This window comes from Microvirga sp. BSC39, assembly GCF_000739015.1.
Lineage (GTDB): Bacteria > Pseudomonadota > Alphaproteobacteria > Rhizobiales > Beijerinckiaceae > Microvirga.
The window spans coordinates 129,861-143,565 of record NZ_JPUG01000076.1 but is presented as its reverse complement, the minus strand read 5'-3'; the positions used below and the strand labels follow the sequence as shown (position 1 = coordinate 143,565).

Genomic DNA, 13,705 nt, shown 5'->3' with positions numbered 1-13,705 from the left:
AGGTGCTTGAGCGTTACCGGTCAAGCACCTTGGAGTTGGCGTCCGCGTGATCGAAACAATTATGATTTTCGCGTTGGGGTTCGTCGCAGCCTCCCTCATCGCGCTTCTGATCATCCCCGCCGTCAATGCCCGGGCGGAACGTCTCGCCCGCCGCCGGGCCGAGGCGCTCTTTCCCATGTCGATCTCCGAACTGACGGCGGAAAAGGACCACCTGCGCGCGGAATTCGCCGTTCTCCAGCGGCGGATCGAGCGCAAGGCGGAAGAGGCGCTAGCCTACAAGCGGGAGAGCATGGAAGAGCTGGGCCGGCGGGCGATCCGCATCGAGGCCCTCGAGAGCACCCTGGCCGAGCGCGATCAGACGGTGAGCCAGCTCGAAGTCAGCCTCGCCAGCACCCAGACGCGCCTTGCGTCGACCGAGGACGATCTCGCACAAACGAAGACGTTTCTCGCGAGCACCCGCGAGACCCTGACGGCTCTCGAAAATGCCCATCGGGCAACCCTGAATGAGCTGTCCAACACCCGCATGGAACTGGAGCTCACGCAGCACGAACGCTCCAGGACGAAGACCGAGCTGCTGCATGCGGAGGAGAAGCTGGCCCGCCTGGAGGCTGATGCCGCCGACATGGAACGCCGGCTCACCGCAGCCCTGAGCGACCTCGACACCAAGCGCATCACCATCTCGGATCTCGAAACCCGCCTCATGACCCAGACCGCCCGGGGCAACGATTTTGAGCGGGCCCTGAACGAGCGGCACAGCGAGTTGTCCGACGAGCGCCTGCGTCTGGCGGAACTGGCCAAGGGCATTGCCGCCGAGCAGGAGCGTGGCCTGATCCTTGAGCAGCGCATCCGCGAGATCGAAGCGGAGCGAGACGAGGCCCAGGAGCGGCTTGCAAACCTGGAAGTCTCCGGCGGCCAGAACGATGAGCTGCGCCGCCAGATCTCCGAGGTGGCAGCCCAGATCATGAAAAGCGGCAATGATCGCTCAGCCGACGCCAAGCCTCGCGAGAACAACAGGTCCCACGAGGGCAAACGGCGGCGTTCGGCCGGGAAGCAGCTCCCGGCCTCCTAAGTTTTATTTCGGATCGATCTGCTGGTTGCCCGGCGGTCGGATGACCGGCGTGGTGCCAGGATTGGGCACGGGCGCCGGTACGGTGATGTCCGGAGTCGCCGTCTCCGGCGGCCGGATCACACCGTCGGTCCGCTCGAGCTTCTCGCTCAAGGTATTGGTCGACCCCGTCGTCGAGGGGCCATTGGTGCCGGAGAGCTTGCTGTCGGGCTCCACCTTCTCGGCCGGCATCTGGCTAGGCGCAGGCATGTTCGGGGCCTGCTGATTCAGTACTCCAGGGTTCTGCGCGAGAGCTGCCGTTCCGAGGCAGCCCGCCAGAATTGTCGATAGCACCAGCACACGCTTCATGGGTCGCTCCTTTGGAAAGGCAACGGGCGACCCATTGGCGGGTTCCGGCAACGCTACTCGGCGGCCATGGCCGGGACGCGGGCCATGGATAGGTAAAGTTCCCGCAGACGCTTCGTGATGGGACCGGGCTTTCCGTCGCCCACAGAGCGTCCGTCGATCGTCACGATGGGCAGGACGAAGTTCGACGCGCTGGTGAGGAAGGCCTCGGCGGCCTCGTAGGCCTCCTTGACCGTGAACCGTCGCTCTTCGAGGGAGATCCCGGCCTCTTCCGAGAGGCGCAGGAGGGATTTGCGGGTAATACCGGGCAGGATGGCGTTCGAGAGAGGGCGCACGACGATGCTGCCCTTCTTCGTGACGATGAAGCCGCTCGATGAGCCGCCCTCGGTCACATAGCCGTCTTCCACCAGCCAGGCTTCCTGGGCCCCGGCCTCCTTGGCTGCCTGCTTGGCCAGAACCTGGGCGAGCAGGTTGATCGACTTGATGTCGCGCCGCGCCCAGCGCTGATCCGGCACGGTCACCACCGCGATGCCCGTCCGGGCTGCCGGCGCGTCGGCGATCGCCTTAGCCTGGGTGAACATGGCCACCGTGGGCTCGGCGTTCTCGGGGAAGAAGAAGTCCCGCTCCGCCACGCCCCGGGTGACCTGGAAGTAGATGAAGCCTTCCGCCATGCCGTTGCGACGGACGATCTCCTCTTGGAGGGAAGTCCACTCGGCTCTCGAATAGGGATTGCGGATGCGCACCTCGGCCAGGGAGCGCTCCAGCCGCTCAAGATGCGCCTCGTTGTCGATCAGTTGGCCATCGAGCACGCCGATCCCCTCATAGACCCCATCACCGAACAGGAACCCTCGATCCATGAAGGGCACCTTGGCCTCTTCGATCGGCTGGAATGTACCATTCAGGAAGACGATGCGGGACATGGGAACCTCAAAAGTCGTAACCCGACTCAACCAAGCTTAACCTATAGGCAGCCGAGCCTACCGACCTATATCGCCAGAAGCCCTGCAAGCTAAGGTGATAGGTACCGCCATCGTGAGATCGACGCCACTTCTCATTTTGAAGGTTCTGCCCCTGCTGTTCCTGGCCGCTCCGGCCATCGCCGGCCCCCTGGCGGCTCAGAGATGGTTCCACGAGCGTGGTTATGTCGAGCCGATCGGAAGCCGCATCATCGCCTGTCATGGATATGGATGCACGCGACGGTTGGCTCTCTCGGTCGACGGGGGCCTGCTGAGCCGGGCGAGCGGGATGCTGAGATCGGCTCAAGGGTCGCCCACTGCCGAGAGGCAGGCTCTGGCCGAGGTGATCAGATCCTATACCGCATACCTGGCTGCTTCCCTGGGCGGCAAGCCTGACGTCCCAGGGTCACCGGCTCAGATGTCGGGCGTTCACGGGCAGATGGATTGCCTGGATGAAACCGCGAATACGACCAGCCTGCTCCTCGTCCTGCAGGAGCACGGGCTCCTCGCCCATCATGTGGTGGAGCATCCGGAATCGCGGGGGTTCTTCCTTGACGGGCGCTACCCGCATTTTACGGCCGTGATCACCGAGAAGCGGAGCGGTGCCGGATGGGCCGTGGACCCGTGGAAAAAGGCCCCGGGTCAGAGGCCGGAGATCCTGCCGCTCGATCAATGGCGGCAGGATTCCTGATCAACCTGAGGCGGTTCGCTTATTTCAGGTGCTGGGCGAGGTGCTTGTTCATCTCGAACATCGTCACCTTCGGCTTGCCGAAGATCGGCTGGAGCTTGTCGTCAGCCAGGATCTCGCGCTTGTTCTCGGGGTTCTGCAGGTTGTTCTTCTTGATGTATTCCCACATCTTGCTCACAACCTCGCCGCGCGGCAGCGGGTTCGAGCCCACGATGACGGCCAGCTCCTTGGACGGCTGCAAGGGCTGCTGAAGAGCGTTAGGCTTTGAACCGGCAGCCTTCTTGGCGGCAGGCTTGTCTGCAGCCTTCTTCGCGCCGGCTTTTCCGTCAGTCGTCTTGGTCGCCATGTATTCCTCCGGGAATGGGGTGGGGAAGCTCGTCAAAAGCCTTGGATCAGGCTCGAAAAGCATATTGACCAACCTTCGGTCGGACATTCCGGAGAGCGTTCACAGACTCCGGCCCCCTGATGAAGGTCAATTCCGGCAGAGCTTATGTCCGCTCAACGCCGTCAGCAAGATCGAGTTCAGGAATTTAGGCTGTTTTCGGAAAGGGCAGGATGTTGGAACCTCGCTCCGTGGGCTGCCGTGTGGTTTCAGCAACATGAAACAGGCGTTTCCTGCGCTCCGCCGCGGAAACCACATGAGAGACGATCGCCTCATTGGGGCACGGCTTCGCCAGGAAGGCTGCTCCGGGAGGGAGGTCCCCCTCCGAGGGCCATTGCCGCCCCGACATGATCAGAAGCTCGGTTCCGGGCCAGATTTCGTGCACCCGATGAGCCAGCTCGAAGCCGTTGCAGCCGGTCGGCATATCCACGTCGGTGAGAAGCACGTCGACCTGCAGTCCCGCTTCCATCAGCACCAGAGCCTCGGCGCCGTTGGCCGCCTCGACAACTCTGAAGCCGGCATCTTCAAGAAGCTCGGACAGGAAGAGACGGATCAGAGGTTCGTCTTCGACCAGAAGGACTGTGGAATGGGCCGGCAACATCACTTCGTGACTCGCAATACAATACGCGACAACGACTCCTGGTTGGGTTGGTTCCACTGCCTCTGAAATTATTCGCAACTTTATCCTGTTGCGAGAAGCGCGGTTTGCCGTCTCTCCAGGTGGTGGGCCAGCCCCTCGGTGGCGATGTTCTTCAGCTTCGCTTCGATCTCGAAGTCAGACCACGAGAGATGGCGCATCACCAGATCATTGATGGCCTCGTTCCACATCAGGTCCGAGTGCGCGCGCAGATCCTTCGGCTTGATCCCCGATGCAACAAGCATCCTGAAATCCGGCAGAGCATAGATGTCCTGATCCGGCAGGAGGCCCTCTCGGGACACGCTCACATGGCTCACCGGTCTCACGTCGCGCCAGGATTCGATGATCAGGGCAATGCGTGGATCGTCCGGCTCGATATACTCGCCCTGGCTCATGATCCAATGATGGTGGAGGTCGAGGACGAGCGGCACGTCGTTCACGAGAGGCAGGAGATCGTCGAGACCGTAGCTCACCTCGTCGTTCTCGAGGGTGATCAGGTTGCGTGCGGTTTGCGACAGGTGCGCGAGGCCGCTCCGGATTCCCTCCGCGCCCAGGGCCTTCGCACCGCCATGGATGTTGATGTGCGCACCGTGCGGATGCCAGCCCTCGCCATAGCCCATGAGAGCCATGACCTCGGCATGATACTCGAACTCCGCAATGCCGTTGGCGGCCGCTGAAGGATTGGCGGAGGCGATCACGCAGAACTGTCCGGGATGCATGCTCAGGCGCACATCCCTGTCCCTGGCGAAGCGCCCTGCCTGCGCGAGCTTCGTCTCGATCAGGTTGCGAAGATCAGGATCGCGGTAGAACTCCCGGCAGCTTGCATGGGTGTAGCCGGGGAGCAGATCGCTGGACAGGCGATGGAGACGTTCCAGCTTCGGTCTGTCAGACACATGCTCGATCTGGAGCCGAAAGGCTTCCAGGTTATGGGAGACCACGGCCGCAAGCTTGTCATAGGCAGCCGTCGGCTCGAGACGGCTCAAGTAGGCCATCGTCACCGTGGAGGTGTTCATGGCCCGGGCAGCCTGCGCCGAACCGTCTTCAGGAATGTACTTGCAGCAGAAGCCGAACCGAGAGTCTTGCATGGTGAAGGAAGTCACCGGGCGAGGACAGGTTCCTCCGTCTCCCGCATCATCAGCAAGGGAGAAGATTGGGAACGGCGTGCTCGACGGTTTTTAGCAGCACCTTCTCTTCGAACGGCTTTGCCACGAAGGCGGCCTGCTGCAGAGGCTGCGGCAGATCCGACGGAGCGGACGCCGAGACGAAGACGAAGGGGATGTGACGCTCCATGAGGGTCTCGGCCACGCCGAAACTCTTGCCGCCGATCACATCGATGTCGAGCAGCGCGCAATCGAACCTGTCGTCGAGGTGCTGGTAGGCTTCGGCAAGCGAGCTGATGGAGTCGACAACTTCATGCCCGTCGGCCTCCAGGATAGCCTGCAGATCAAACGCGATCGCCGGATCGTCTTCCAGGATCAGAATACGCATGCCCCAACTCCATCGTCCGATGCCTGAGGAGGATCATCTTTCGCGCAGAGCCTTCTGATAGGAAATTTTGGCCCTGTTCAGAGCCAACAAACTCGAAGGCGCGTCGTTCCTGGAAGGTCCTGCACAGGAGAGGAATTTAGCCGGACAGGGTTAAGAAATACCCATATGCTCTTGAATTCAGTGCAGGCCAATCCCATTTTAAAGTCACGCTGGCGGCATTCGTGCCGACCAGAAGCGGTCACGATGCCGAGATGATGACGCCGGATGTACGCGCATCATCTCGCCGTGGCCGTTATTGTTTCTGCGGGGCCGTTGAGCACCTCGCATTGCTCGAAACAACATCAAAAGGGCGCCGGTTTTCACCGGCGCCCTTTTGCATTTCATCTCGAGCCCTGCGTCAGTGGCGATTGGCGTCACGCTGACCGTTGAACTCGCTTTCATGGCGGCTGAACTGCGCGTCATCACCGCTGAACGTCTCTTCGACATATTCACGGCCGCGGCTGGCGGCGTCGCGGGCGTAGCGCAGGCCCTGGTTGCGAACCTCGTCGGCCCATTCACCGAACATCTCGTTCTCGCGGCGGGTGCGGGGCAGCAGAGCCCCGAGAAGCAGGCCGGCCGCCAAGCCGACGAGACCCACCACCATCGGGTTCTCGGACACGTAGCTCTGAACGCCACCACGCGCGTTGCCAAAAGCCCGAGAGGACCGGCCACCCATCTTGTTCATGCGGCGACGCTGCTGCGAGTAAGTGCCAGAGGCCCAATCCGAAGCGCGCTCATACGTATCCTTCGCCCATTCGGAGGCGTCCTCATAGACATCCTCGGCCTTCTGACGCACCTGATCGGCGGCCTGCTGCGCCTTGTCCGTCATGCCGCCCTGATCCTGCACATTCCGCTGCGAGGATTGACCGGTGGCCTGACTCGAGGTCTGACCCGATGACGAGCCCTTCGACTGGCCGGCGGACTGCGCGCCACCCATCGACGATCCGGCGCCCTGGGTGGATTTCGGGTCATGGGCATGAGGCATCGGAGCCTCGCCGATATTGCCGACCGACGTGCCGGCGGAGACCTTACCGGCATTGCCGGCGTCGCTCTGCTTGTCCGCTCCCGGCTTGCCGGTCTCGTTCTTCGTGTTTGCCATGGAAAGCTCCTGTTCGATTCTTCAGTAGCGGGAATTCATGCCGGGCCGCTCGAACATGGTGTCCGTCGCAGGCTGGTGAACGGCTTCCGTCCCATACAGACGGGGGTCCTCCGCCTCCATCAGCAGATGCTCCTCCGTGATGAGGTCCTCATCGGCCGCGATCAGTCGGGCCGGACGCAAAGGACGGGTCGGGCGGCCGAGGCGGTAAGCGAGAAGCCCGATGCCCATGGCGATCAGCATCACCGGCACGGGATTGCGCTTGACCGTATCCAGAACCCGATCATAGAGCGGTCCGTACTGTCCGTTGCGGGCGGTCCCAAGCACGTCGTCGACGACGCCGGAGACGGTCATCTTGTCCTGGAGGCGATCGATCGTCTGGTCGAGTTGAGCGCGGCTGCGCTCGATGTCCCTCTCCAGATCCTGCAGACTTTGTGACGTCATCATGCACCTCTCTCGGACAGGACTTCCGCATCGCGCTTGAGCGAGCGCATGGTCCTCTGCGGCGTGAGCGACGACGCCGTCATGGCGTTCTTCCCCCACAGCCCGAGGCCGATGGCGATCACAGCCAGAATGCCGCCGACGATCAGTGCGGCGAGCGCCTCCGAATCGACGACGGTCGCCAGCCACTCCACGAGCGACTCGGTCAGCAGCATAACGGCTGCGATTGCAAAGACCGCCGCCGCAACCACCATGGCGAGCCCCAGGAAGAGGGTCCGCATGTTCTGGGATATCTCGGTCTTGAAAAGGGTAAATTCCTTTTGTGCGAGATCGGTGGATTCCCGCAGCGCCTCGCCGACGAGACCCTGGATGGTTTGATTGCCGTTACCCTGCATGACCGCCTCCGTCAGGCGCTGGCTTTGGCGCGCGAGCGCTGCTGGCCTTGCTGACCCTGCTGGCGCGAGCGGCCTTGGCCACCCTGTGCCGAGCCGGCATTCATGCTGTCATAGCGCAGATCCTCGGCCGTGCTCTTGATGAAGCGAGCAGCGAGGAAGCCGACGGCCACAGAAACGGCGGCCACGGTCGCCGGTCGACGACGCACCACGCCCTCGAACTCGTTGAAGAAGTCGGCAAAGGTCCGCTCGCGGATCGAATCCGCCAGCTGCTCCAGCCCTTCGGCCGCCGTATCCACGACGGCGCGGATATTCGGCCGCTCGTCGAAGGAATGGGTGGATTCACGCAGCGTCGTGGCAAAGTCGGCCACCGACTGCGCGATGTCGTCCTTGCGGCGGTCGACGTAATCCGTCGCCTGCTCGCGTGCGGTGTCGATGAAGTAACGGCTGCGCTCCACGGCGGCGTCCGCGATATCGCCGACATCGCCTTTCAGCGCATCCCAATCCTCGGTGCCGTTATCCTGCTGCCTGTTGGTGTTTTGCTGTCCCACGCCCATGGTCAACCTCTCTCAATCGTGAGGGAGTAACCATTAGAAGCGCGGCAGGTTCCGAACGCTGCTTGAAACCAAAGCTTTGGGGTTTCAGCAGTTCCCGCGCCTAGCCGACGGAGGCGAGCCAATCGACGAGGTCGGCAACCTTCCTGCGGGCCTCATCGTCCTTCAGTCGCAGGAAGCCGCGCACGAGACGGTCGCTCTCGGACCGGGTCAGGAACTCGGCCATAGGCTGTCCCCTAAGAACCCGCCTGCCCGCAGGCCGGGGAGGCCCTCAAAGAAGAACTCGATGCTCACGTCAAGAATGCCGGCAATCTGGAGCAGGCGGCTGGCGCCGATGCGGTTCATGCCCTTCTCGTACTTCTGAACCTGCTGGAAAGTGAGACCTAAGGCGTCCGCAAGCAGTTCCTGGCTCATGCCGAGCATGGTCCGCCGGGCCCTCACCCGACTGCCGATGTGCCTGTCGATGTGGTTAGGCGCCTTCTTCTGCAAGGCCCGCTCCTGCGTCTTTGATGAACCCAATCTTCTCTATGACGAGTCCAAAACTTTTGGTAGCATTATATCTCAACACAATTTTCAGCTGCAAGACTTGCCTGGGAGACGCCCGTGAGCGGCCGCAGCCTTGACCATACGATACATGCGTTCGAGTTCATCGAAGAGCTCGACCGTCTGGCATCGCCTCAGGCGATCATCGATGCGATGGAGCGCTCCTTTGCCCAATACGGGTTCGAGAATTTCATCATGCCCGGGCTGCCGCATCCGGAGCAGCAGATCGAAAGCCTGGTGTTGCTCAAGAAGTGGCCCCTTGGCTGGTATGAGCGCTACACGCGAAACAGCTATGACCGGCACGATCCCGTGATCCGCCTGTGCCGCCGGACCGTCCAGCCCTTCGAATGGGGCGAGGCTCACTCCGATCCGGAGACGATTCCCAAGGGCCGGGAGATCATGCACGGGGCTGCCGACTTCGGCATGAGGCAGGGCTATTGCCTACCAATTCACGGCCTGAATGGATTCGAGGCCTGCCTCTCCATGAGCGGCCCCGACCTTGACCTGACGCCCCAGACCAAGCCTGCCATCCACCTGATGTCAATGTATGCGTTCGAGCGTGCCCGGCTCGTCCTGGCTCCCTCCGCACGCCCGAACCCGCTGACGGCCCGCGAGCGGGAGGCGCTGCGCTGGGCGGCCCTAGGAAAGTCCGCTGCCGATACCGGGGAGATCCTGGGCGTGACGGAACGGACGATCACCGCCCATATCGGCAGCGCCTGCGCCAAGCTGAGCGCCGCCAACAAGACCCATGCGGTCGCCAGGGCGCTTCAGCACCGCCTCATCGAGATCTGACGCACCTGTAATTTCCTACAATATTCAAATCAGGCCGGTCATGAACACTGCTCTCCGACATAACGGAGGCATGGGGTATGACCTCAATTCACATCGTCACCGCCGAGAACAGAGCTGGATATGAAGCGATCTTGGACGAGTATTTTCGTCTGAGGCACGAGATCTTCGTCGGCGAGCGTGGCTGGCGCGACCTGGAACGGCCTGACGGGCGGGATATGGACGGGTACGACAATGATCGGGCGACCTACCTGATCGCCCTCGACAATGGTAAGGTGATCGGGGGCCTGAGGCTTTACCCGACCCTGCTGCCGCACATGATCAGCGAGTCCTTTGCCCATCTGGTCAGGGGGCGGGATGTTCTGTCCGGTCCGAGCATCCTCGAATGCACCCGGTACTTCATCGTCAAGGAACGGCGGACGGGCCGCACCGATTGCCGCCTCCTGGCAGCTTTTCAGCAATTCTGTCTTGAAGAGGGCATCACGGAGGTCACCGCCGTGGTCGAGATGTGGTGGCTGCCGCGCTGGCAGCAGGCAGGCTTCAAGGTCCGTCCTCTGGGCCTGCCAACTATGGTGGAAGGCCAGCCCTGCATCGCGGCCGCCATCCAGATATCGGAGGACAGCCTGAGGCATGTCAGCAGACTCGCGGGCCTGCGCGGCTCATGCCTGGTGCGCGCCGCCGGTGCCTCCGCCTTTGCCGATCGGGTGCCCCATGTCGCTGCCTGACGAGATCCCTCCCGTCACCTCCTTCGTTCAAGAAGAGATGGTCGACGGAGCCACCCAGACGCTGGCGGCCCGCCTCTCTCGGCTGCCGCCGATCGTGCTGCTGAGGCTCCTGGCCTTCATGCATCTGGTCGAAGATCCGGCCGCCATGAAAGCCGCACTCGACATTACTCCCTCGGGCTCCATGCGGCTCACCCTGGACACGGCCGTCACACCCTCCCCAGCCAACCGTCACTGAACCCTTCCGCCCCCAGGGCTCAAAAGAAAACCCCGCGCTCTCGGGCGCGGGGTTTTCGACATCGGAATGAAGCGTCAGGCGGCCTTGGTGTTGACGCGCGCTTCGGCAAGCTGGGTCAGAAGCTGGTCGGTCTTCTTCTCCTCCTGAAGGTTCTGGTCCAGGAGCTTGGCTGCATCATTCATGCCCAGTTCCTGAGCCCAGGTCTTCAGGGAGCCATAGCGGGTAATCTCATAGTGCTCCACCGCCTGAGCGGCGGCCAGAATGCCGGCATCGAGAGCCTCGCTGTCGGCGAAGTCTTCCATGACTTCCTTGCCTTCCTCGATGATGCCCATGATGGCCTCGCACTGCACGCCGCGGGCGGGCTTGCCGAGCATCTCGAACACCTTCTCCAGGCGCTCGATCTGCCCCTGCGTTTCTTCGCGATGGGTTTCAAACGCCTCCCGCAGCTCATCCGACTCGGCTGCTTTCGCCATTTTCGGGAGAGCCTTCAGGATCTGCTTCTCGGCATAGAAAACATCCTTCAGCGTGTGAAGGAACAAATCGTTCAAGGTCTTTTCCTTAGCGGGCATTGTGACAGCTCCATGGTTAAAGCGTGGACTCAACGGAAGCCAAGGTTGGAGGTTCCGGGCCTCTTCCGGACTCTTTTTACAGAGGGGAACAACCCTGTGTCGCGTCGCGTTCGGCCCCATGCCAATCAAGGAGAAATGACGTGACGAACATGATATCGGCCAAGGCCGGATCGCTGATGAATGGGGATCCCAATCTCAGCACCACGGAGCGCGGCGTCTACATGCTGGCAGGCCTCGGCCTAGCGGCCGCAGCCGCCAAGCCCCGCCCCAATCCGCTCCTGAACATCCTGGCGCTTGCGGGCGGATCCTATCTGGCCTGGCGTGGATATGTGGGTCAGTGCCCGGTCAAGGCGGCTCTCACAGGCTTTTCCGAGAGCGGCCGTCTCGCCCACCACGGCTAAACGACAAGGGCCACAGCGGAAGCTGTGGCCCTCAATTTCTGAACTCGGATCTGGCGCGATCAGTAGGTCGAGCTCGAACGGCGCCCGGCGATCAGGCCATAGATGAAGAGCACGACGATAGCGCCCACGATGGCACCGATGAATCCGGCCCCTTCATCGGCCCGGTACCAGCCCAGGGCCTGCCCGAGATAGGTGGCGACGAAAGCGCCGATGATGCCGAGGATCGTCGTCATGATGAAACCCGATGGCTCGTTCCGGCCCGGCATGATCCATTTCGCGATCAAGCCAGCCACGAAGCCGATGATGATGGTCCAGATGATGCTCATGAGAGAGTCCCTGTCAGTGTTGCCTCCACAGGGAACGCGCATCTTCGGCTAAGGTTGCGGCGGAGCACCGCAACGATCCTCTTTTCATGATCTCGCCGCACTTGAAGGCGACGCTTCCGGTTCATCGATTGGAGGTCTCGGCCATGAATTCTTCCGGCGGTTCCTGGAGCTACGAATCCGTTCAGGCCCTTCTGACCCTTGCCCGGGAGGGCATCCCGGTCTCGGTGATCAGCCTGAAGCTGAAGCGGTCGATCACGGAGGTTCGAGCCAAGCTGGACGATCTCGGCGTCACGCCGATTGCGGAAGTGTAAGGGCAGAATCGAGGGAGCTCATCGCTCAGAAAGGCTTCGGAGTGCGCCATACGCGCACTCGAACCTTCGTCCTGCTGCATCGATGTCTTTGGAGAAAATGGCGCGCCCGAAAGGATTCGAACCTCTGACCCCCAGATTCGTAGTCTGGTGCTCTATCCAGCTGAGCTACGGGCGCCTGACCGGCTAAGTCGTTGCGGGAAGCAACGTTGGCCGAGGCCGGTGACATAAAGGGATCCGTCCCGGTTGGCAAGCCTCTTGTGGGGAAGTTTTGCCAAAAGCTCAGTTGGCTCCCGCCAGGGAGAGCCGGTCGGGGATCGTGATCTTGAAGCAGGTCTTCCCCTGCCCTTCATCGAGAATGATGGTTCCCCCATGGAGCTGAACAAGTTCGGCCGCAATCGGCAGCCCCAGGCCCGTGCCGCCCTTCTGGGCCGAGCCCTGGAAGGGCGTGAACAGGTTGGCCTTGGCCCGCTCGGGGATGCCGGGGCCGTTGTCCCTGATCAGGATGACCACGGCGCTGCCCTCCCGATGGGCCGAGATGTCGATGCACGGGTGGCCAGTGGGGGAACCGGTCTGGCTGAGAGCCTGAACCGCATTGCGGACCACATTCACGAGCACCCGGGAAAGCTGATCCGGATCCGCATCGACCATCAGGTCATCGGGAACGTCCGCCTGGAACGCAATCCCGACCTCGGGCGCCAGATCCGTCAGGTTCGACAGTTCGCCGATCATGGGGCCTAAGGGGATGAGGCGCCGCTGCGGCAGGGGCTCGGTCGCCCGGCCATAGGCCAGGGTCGTCTCGCAGAAGGCGATTGCCCGGTCGAGGGTGCTGACCAGCCTGGGGGCGATGCGCTGCACGGAATCGTCGCTGACGTTATCCAGACGGTCCGTCAGGAGCTGAGCCGTGGTCAGCATGTTGCGCAGCTCGTGATTGATCTTGCTGACCGCGAGGCCGAGCTGGGCAAGACGCCGCTTCTGGCGCAGCTCATCGGCCAGGGTCGTTTCCATACGGGCGAGGGCCTGCTCGGCGAGCCCGATCTCGTCGACGCGATCCGTCGGCCGGATCACCCGGGAGGCATCCTCCGGATTGCTGGAGAATTCCGCGATGTTGCCGGTGAGGCGCCGCACCGGGCGCACGATCACCCATTGCAGGGTGAGATAGACGAGCCCCGCCGTGATGATGGAGATGAACAGGGACAGGAACAGGATGTTGCGCGAGAACTCGATCATGGCGTGGCGCAGGGGCCGCTGATCGAGGATCATCTCGACGAAGTCGACGCCCATGCCGGACCCGATCACCCGGATCGGCTTGTCGGCCGGATTGAGCAGGACGTCGAAGGCATCGTAGACCAGGGTCATCCATTGCGCGTCCCGCAGATCGACGGTCTTGCCCACCTCGGTCGGCACATCGCCCGCAGCCAGAATGCTCCTGCGCCCGCCGCCCCTCAGGGCGATGGCCCGAGCGCCGACGCCTTGAAGGAGGCGTATCTCAAGATCTTCGGGAAGGCTTTCCTCGGGCGCCGCGTCGAGCACCATGGCGGCGATCTGCGCCGCGGCCAAGCGGTCGTTCAGCCATGTGAGACGGAAATTGGCCACGGAGGGCACGTAGATGAGCACCTCGGCGATCATCACGAACAGCACCGTGAGCAGCAGCAGGCGCGCGGAGAGCCCGAACTGGCTCAGGATGCGCCCTGCAAGGGATGTCTGCTCAGGTCTCATGTTCGG

The 13,705-nt window shown here is 62.5% G+C and carries 20 protein-coding genes, 1 tRNA gene and 1 pseudogene; 7 read left to right on the top strand and 15 right to left on the bottom strand.

Features of this window, described 5'->3' with window-relative positions; all coding sequences use genetic code 11:
* Nucleotides 1-46 precede the first annotated feature (46 nt).
* Nucleotides 47-1,069: a hypothetical protein gene (locus MA07_RS21810; RefSeq protein WP_160195473.1), complete on the top strand. Its 1,023-nt coding sequence runs from the start codon at nt 47-49 to the stop codon at nt 1,067-1,069.
* Nucleotides 1,070-1,072: 3 nt separating this feature from the next.
* On the opposite strand, the gene MA07_RS21805 is transcribed toward MA07_RS21810, so the two are convergent.
* Both MA07_RS21805 and MA07_RS21800 read right to left on the bottom strand, forming a co-directional pair.
* Nucleotides 1,073-1,414, bottom strand: coding sequence for a hypothetical protein (locus tag MA07_RS21805; RefSeq protein WP_036356733.1), 342 nt, complete (start codon nt 1,412-1,414; stop codon nt 1,073-1,075).
* 53 nt (nt 1,415-1,467) lie between these two features.
* Nucleotides 1,468-2,331, bottom strand: a complete 864-nt coding sequence (locus tag MA07_RS21800; RefSeq protein WP_036356731.1) for a D-amino-acid transaminase — start codon at nt 2,329-2,331, stop codon at nt 1,468-1,470.
* 112 nt (nt 2,332-2,443) lie between these two features.
* On the opposite strand from MA07_RS21800, the gene MA07_RS21795 reads away from it, so the two are divergent.
* Nucleotides 2,444-3,058 (top strand): hypothetical protein, encoded by a 615-nt coding sequence (locus MA07_RS21795; protein ID WP_152568974.1) that lies wholly within the window; start codon nt 2,444-2,446, stop codon nt 3,056-3,058.
* A gap of 19 nt (nt 3,059-3,077) precedes the next feature.
* Here the strand turns inward: MA07_RS21795 and MA07_RS21790 are convergent, their stop codons facing one another.
* The 9 genes and pseudogenes from MA07_RS21790 to MA07_RS21750 form a co-directional block, all read right to left on the bottom strand.
* Nucleotides 3,078-3,401, bottom strand: coding sequence for an SWIB/MDM2 domain-containing protein (locus MA07_RS21790; protein ID WP_036356729.1), 324 nt, complete (start codon nt 3,399-3,401; stop codon nt 3,078-3,080).
* Nucleotides 3,402-3,585: 184 nt separating this feature from the next.
* A complete protein-coding gene (locus MA07_RS21785) occupies nt 3,586-4,038 on the bottom strand; it encodes a response regulator (RefSeq protein WP_200879414.1) in 453 nt (150 codons plus the stop codon).
* 80 nt (nt 4,039-4,118) lie between these two features.
* Entirely contained in the window at nt 4,119-5,159 is a 1,041-nt protein-coding gene (locus MA07_RS21780; protein WP_036356727.1) for a UV damage endonuclease UvsE, read from the bottom strand.
* Nucleotides 5,160-5,208: 49 nt separating this feature from the next.
* On the bottom strand, nt 5,209-5,562 hold the full coding sequence (locus MA07_RS21775) for a response regulator (RefSeq protein ID WP_036356725.1): 354 nt from the start codon (nt 5,560-5,562) through the stop codon (nt 5,209-5,211).
* Nucleotides 5,563-5,959: 397 nt separating this feature from the next.
* Complete coding sequence (locus tag MA07_RS28060; RefSeq protein WP_052003418.1) at nt 5,960-6,700, bottom strand: hypothetical protein; 741 nt, start codon at nt 6,698-6,700, stop codon at nt 5,960-5,962.
* Between the two features lie 21 nt (nt 6,701-6,721).
* On the bottom strand, nt 6,722-7,144 hold the full coding sequence (locus tag MA07_RS28055) for a DUF3618 domain-containing protein (RefSeq protein WP_052003417.1): 423 nt from the start codon (nt 7,142-7,144) through the stop codon (nt 6,722-6,724).
* Entirely contained in the window at nt 7,141-7,533 is a 393-nt protein-coding gene (locus tag MA07_RS21760) for a phage holin family protein (RefSeq protein WP_036356722.1), read from the bottom strand. The genes MA07_RS28055 and MA07_RS21760 overlap by 4 nt, the downstream gene beginning before the upstream one ends.
* An 11-nt stretch (nt 7,534-7,544) precedes the next feature.
* Nucleotides 7,545-8,087, bottom strand: coding sequence for a hypothetical protein (locus tag MA07_RS21755; RefSeq protein ID WP_200879413.1), 543 nt, complete (start codon nt 8,085-8,087; stop codon nt 7,545-7,547).
* A 100-nt stretch (nt 8,088-8,187) separates the two neighbouring features.
* A pseudogene (locus tag MA07_RS21750) lies at nt 8,188-8,573 on the bottom strand (helix-turn-helix transcriptional regulator).
* A 114-nt stretch (nt 8,574-8,687) separates the two neighbouring features.
* Between MA07_RS21750 and MA07_RS21745 the strand changes: the two are divergent.
* The 3 genes from MA07_RS21745 (at nt 8,688) to MA07_RS21735 (ending at nt 10,376) form a co-directional block, all read left to right on the top strand.
* Nucleotides 8,688-9,419 carry a LuxR family transcriptional regulator gene (locus MA07_RS21745; RefSeq protein ID WP_036356718.1) on the top strand — a complete coding sequence of 244 codons (732 nt, stop codon included), beginning with the start codon at nt 8,688-8,690 and terminating at the stop codon, nt 9,417-9,419.
* 77 nt (nt 9,420-9,496) lie between these two features.
* On the top strand, nt 9,497-10,141 hold the full coding sequence (locus MA07_RS21740; RefSeq protein ID WP_036356715.1) for an acyl-homoserine-lactone synthase: 645 nt from the start codon (nt 9,497-9,499) through the stop codon (nt 10,139-10,141).
* Nucleotides 10,128-10,376, top strand: a complete 249-nt coding sequence (locus MA07_RS21735) for a hypothetical protein (protein WP_036356712.1) — start codon at nt 10,128-10,130, stop codon at nt 10,374-10,376. Before MA07_RS21740 ends, MA07_RS21735 begins: the two co-directional genes overlap by 14 nt.
* A 74-nt stretch (nt 10,377-10,450) precedes the next feature.
* Here the strand turns inward: MA07_RS21735 and MA07_RS21730 are convergent, their stop codons facing one another.
* On the bottom strand, nt 10,451-10,945 hold the full coding sequence (locus MA07_RS21730) for a ferritin-like domain-containing protein (protein WP_036356709.1): 495 nt from the start codon (nt 10,943-10,945) through the stop codon (nt 10,451-10,453).
* A 149-nt stretch (nt 10,946-11,094) separates the two neighbouring features.
* On the opposite strand from MA07_RS21730, the gene MA07_RS21725 reads away from it, so the two are divergent.
* Nucleotides 11,095-11,346 (top strand): YgaP-like transmembrane domain, encoded by a 252-nt coding sequence (locus MA07_RS21725; RefSeq protein WP_036357028.1) that lies wholly within the window; start codon nt 11,095-11,097, stop codon nt 11,344-11,346.
* Nucleotides 11,347-11,405: 59 nt separating this feature from the next.
* On the opposite strand, the gene MA07_RS21720 is transcribed toward MA07_RS21725, so the two are convergent.
* Nucleotides 11,406-11,672, bottom strand: coding sequence for a GlsB/YeaQ/YmgE family stress response membrane protein (locus MA07_RS21720; RefSeq protein ID WP_036356706.1), 267 nt, complete (start codon nt 11,670-11,672; stop codon nt 11,406-11,408).
* 143 nt (nt 11,673-11,815) lie between these two features.
* Here MA07_RS21720 and MA07_RS30530 point away from each other — a divergent pair, with 143 nt between their 5' ends.
* Nucleotides 11,816-11,983 (top strand): hypothetical protein, encoded by a 168-nt coding sequence (locus tag MA07_RS30530; RefSeq protein WP_200879412.1) that lies wholly within the window; start codon nt 11,816-11,818, stop codon nt 11,981-11,983.
* Between the two features lie 98 nt (nt 11,984-12,081).
* Here the strand turns inward: MA07_RS30530 and MA07_RS21710 are convergent.
* Together MA07_RS21710 and MA07_RS21705 are read right to left on the bottom strand one after the other, a co-directional pair.
* A tRNA-Arg gene (locus MA07_RS21710) sits at nt 12,082-12,158 on the bottom strand.
* 104 nt (nt 12,159-12,262) lie between these two features.
* Entirely contained in the window at nt 12,263-13,699 is a 1,437-nt protein-coding gene (locus MA07_RS21705; RefSeq protein ID WP_036356700.1) for a HAMP domain-containing sensor histidine kinase, read from the bottom strand.
* Nucleotides 13,700-13,705: the final 6 nt, after the last annotated feature.

Coding starts and splice junctions, on each gene's coding strand:
- MA07_RS30530 (WP_200879412.1), top strand. CDS start 11,816: ATGAATTCTTCCGGCGGTTCCTGGAGCTACGAATCCGTTCAGGCCCTT.
- MA07_RS21705 (WP_036356700.1), bottom strand. CDS start 13,699: ATGAGACCTGAGCAGACATCCCTTGCAGGGCGCATCCTGAGCCAGTTC.
- MA07_RS21740 (WP_036356715.1), top strand. CDS start 9,497: ATGACCTCAATTCACATCGTCACCGCCGAGAACAGAGCTGGATATGAA.
- MA07_RS21755 (WP_200879413.1), bottom strand. CDS start 8,087: ATGGGCGTGGGACAGCAAAACACCAACAGGCAGCAGGATAACGGCACC.
- MA07_RS21775 (WP_036356725.1), bottom strand. CDS start 5,562: ATGCGTATTCTGATCCTGGAAGACGATCCGGCGATCGCGTTTGATCTG.
- MA07_RS21780 (WP_036356727.1), bottom strand. CDS start 5,159: ATGCAAGACTCTCGGTTCGGCTTCTGCTGCAAGTACATTCCTGAAGAC.
- MA07_RS21730 (WP_036356709.1), bottom strand. CDS start 10,945: ATGCCCGCTAAGGAAAAGACCTTGAACGATTTGTTCCTTCACACGCTG.
- MA07_RS28055 (WP_052003417.1), bottom strand. CDS start 7,144: ATGATGACGTCACAAAGTCTGCAGGATCTGGAGAGGGACATCGAGCGC.
- MA07_RS21790 (WP_036356729.1), bottom strand. CDS start 3,401: ATGGCGACCAAGACGACTGACGGAAAAGCCGGCGCGAAGAAGGCTGCA.
- MA07_RS21720 (WP_036356706.1), bottom strand. CDS start 11,672: ATGAGCATCATCTGGACCATCATCATCGGCTTCGTGGCTGGCTTGATC.
- MA07_RS21785 (WP_200879414.1), bottom strand. CDS start 4,038: ATGTTGCCGGCCCATTCCACAGTCCTTCTGGTCGAAGACGAACCTCTG.
- MA07_RS21800 (WP_036356731.1), bottom strand. CDS start 2,331: ATGTCCCGCATCGTCTTCCTGAATGGTACATTCCAGCCGATCGAAGAG.
- MA07_RS21735 (WP_036356712.1), top strand. CDS start 10,128: ATGTCGCTGCCTGACGAGATCCCTCCCGTCACCTCCTTCGTTCAAGAA.
- MA07_RS28060 (WP_052003418.1), bottom strand. CDS start 6,700: ATGGCAAACACGAAGAACGAGACCGGCAAGCCGGGAGCGGACAAGCAG.
- MA07_RS21725 (WP_036357028.1), top strand. CDS start 11,095: ATGATATCGGCCAAGGCCGGATCGCTGATGAATGGGGATCCCAATCTC.
- MA07_RS21805 (WP_036356733.1), bottom strand. CDS start 1,414: ATGAAGCGTGTGCTGGTGCTATCGACAATTCTGGCGGGCTGCCTCGGA.
- MA07_RS21760 (WP_036356722.1), bottom strand. CDS start 7,533: ATGCAGGGTAACGGCAATCAAACCATCCAGGGTCTCGTCGGCGAGGCG.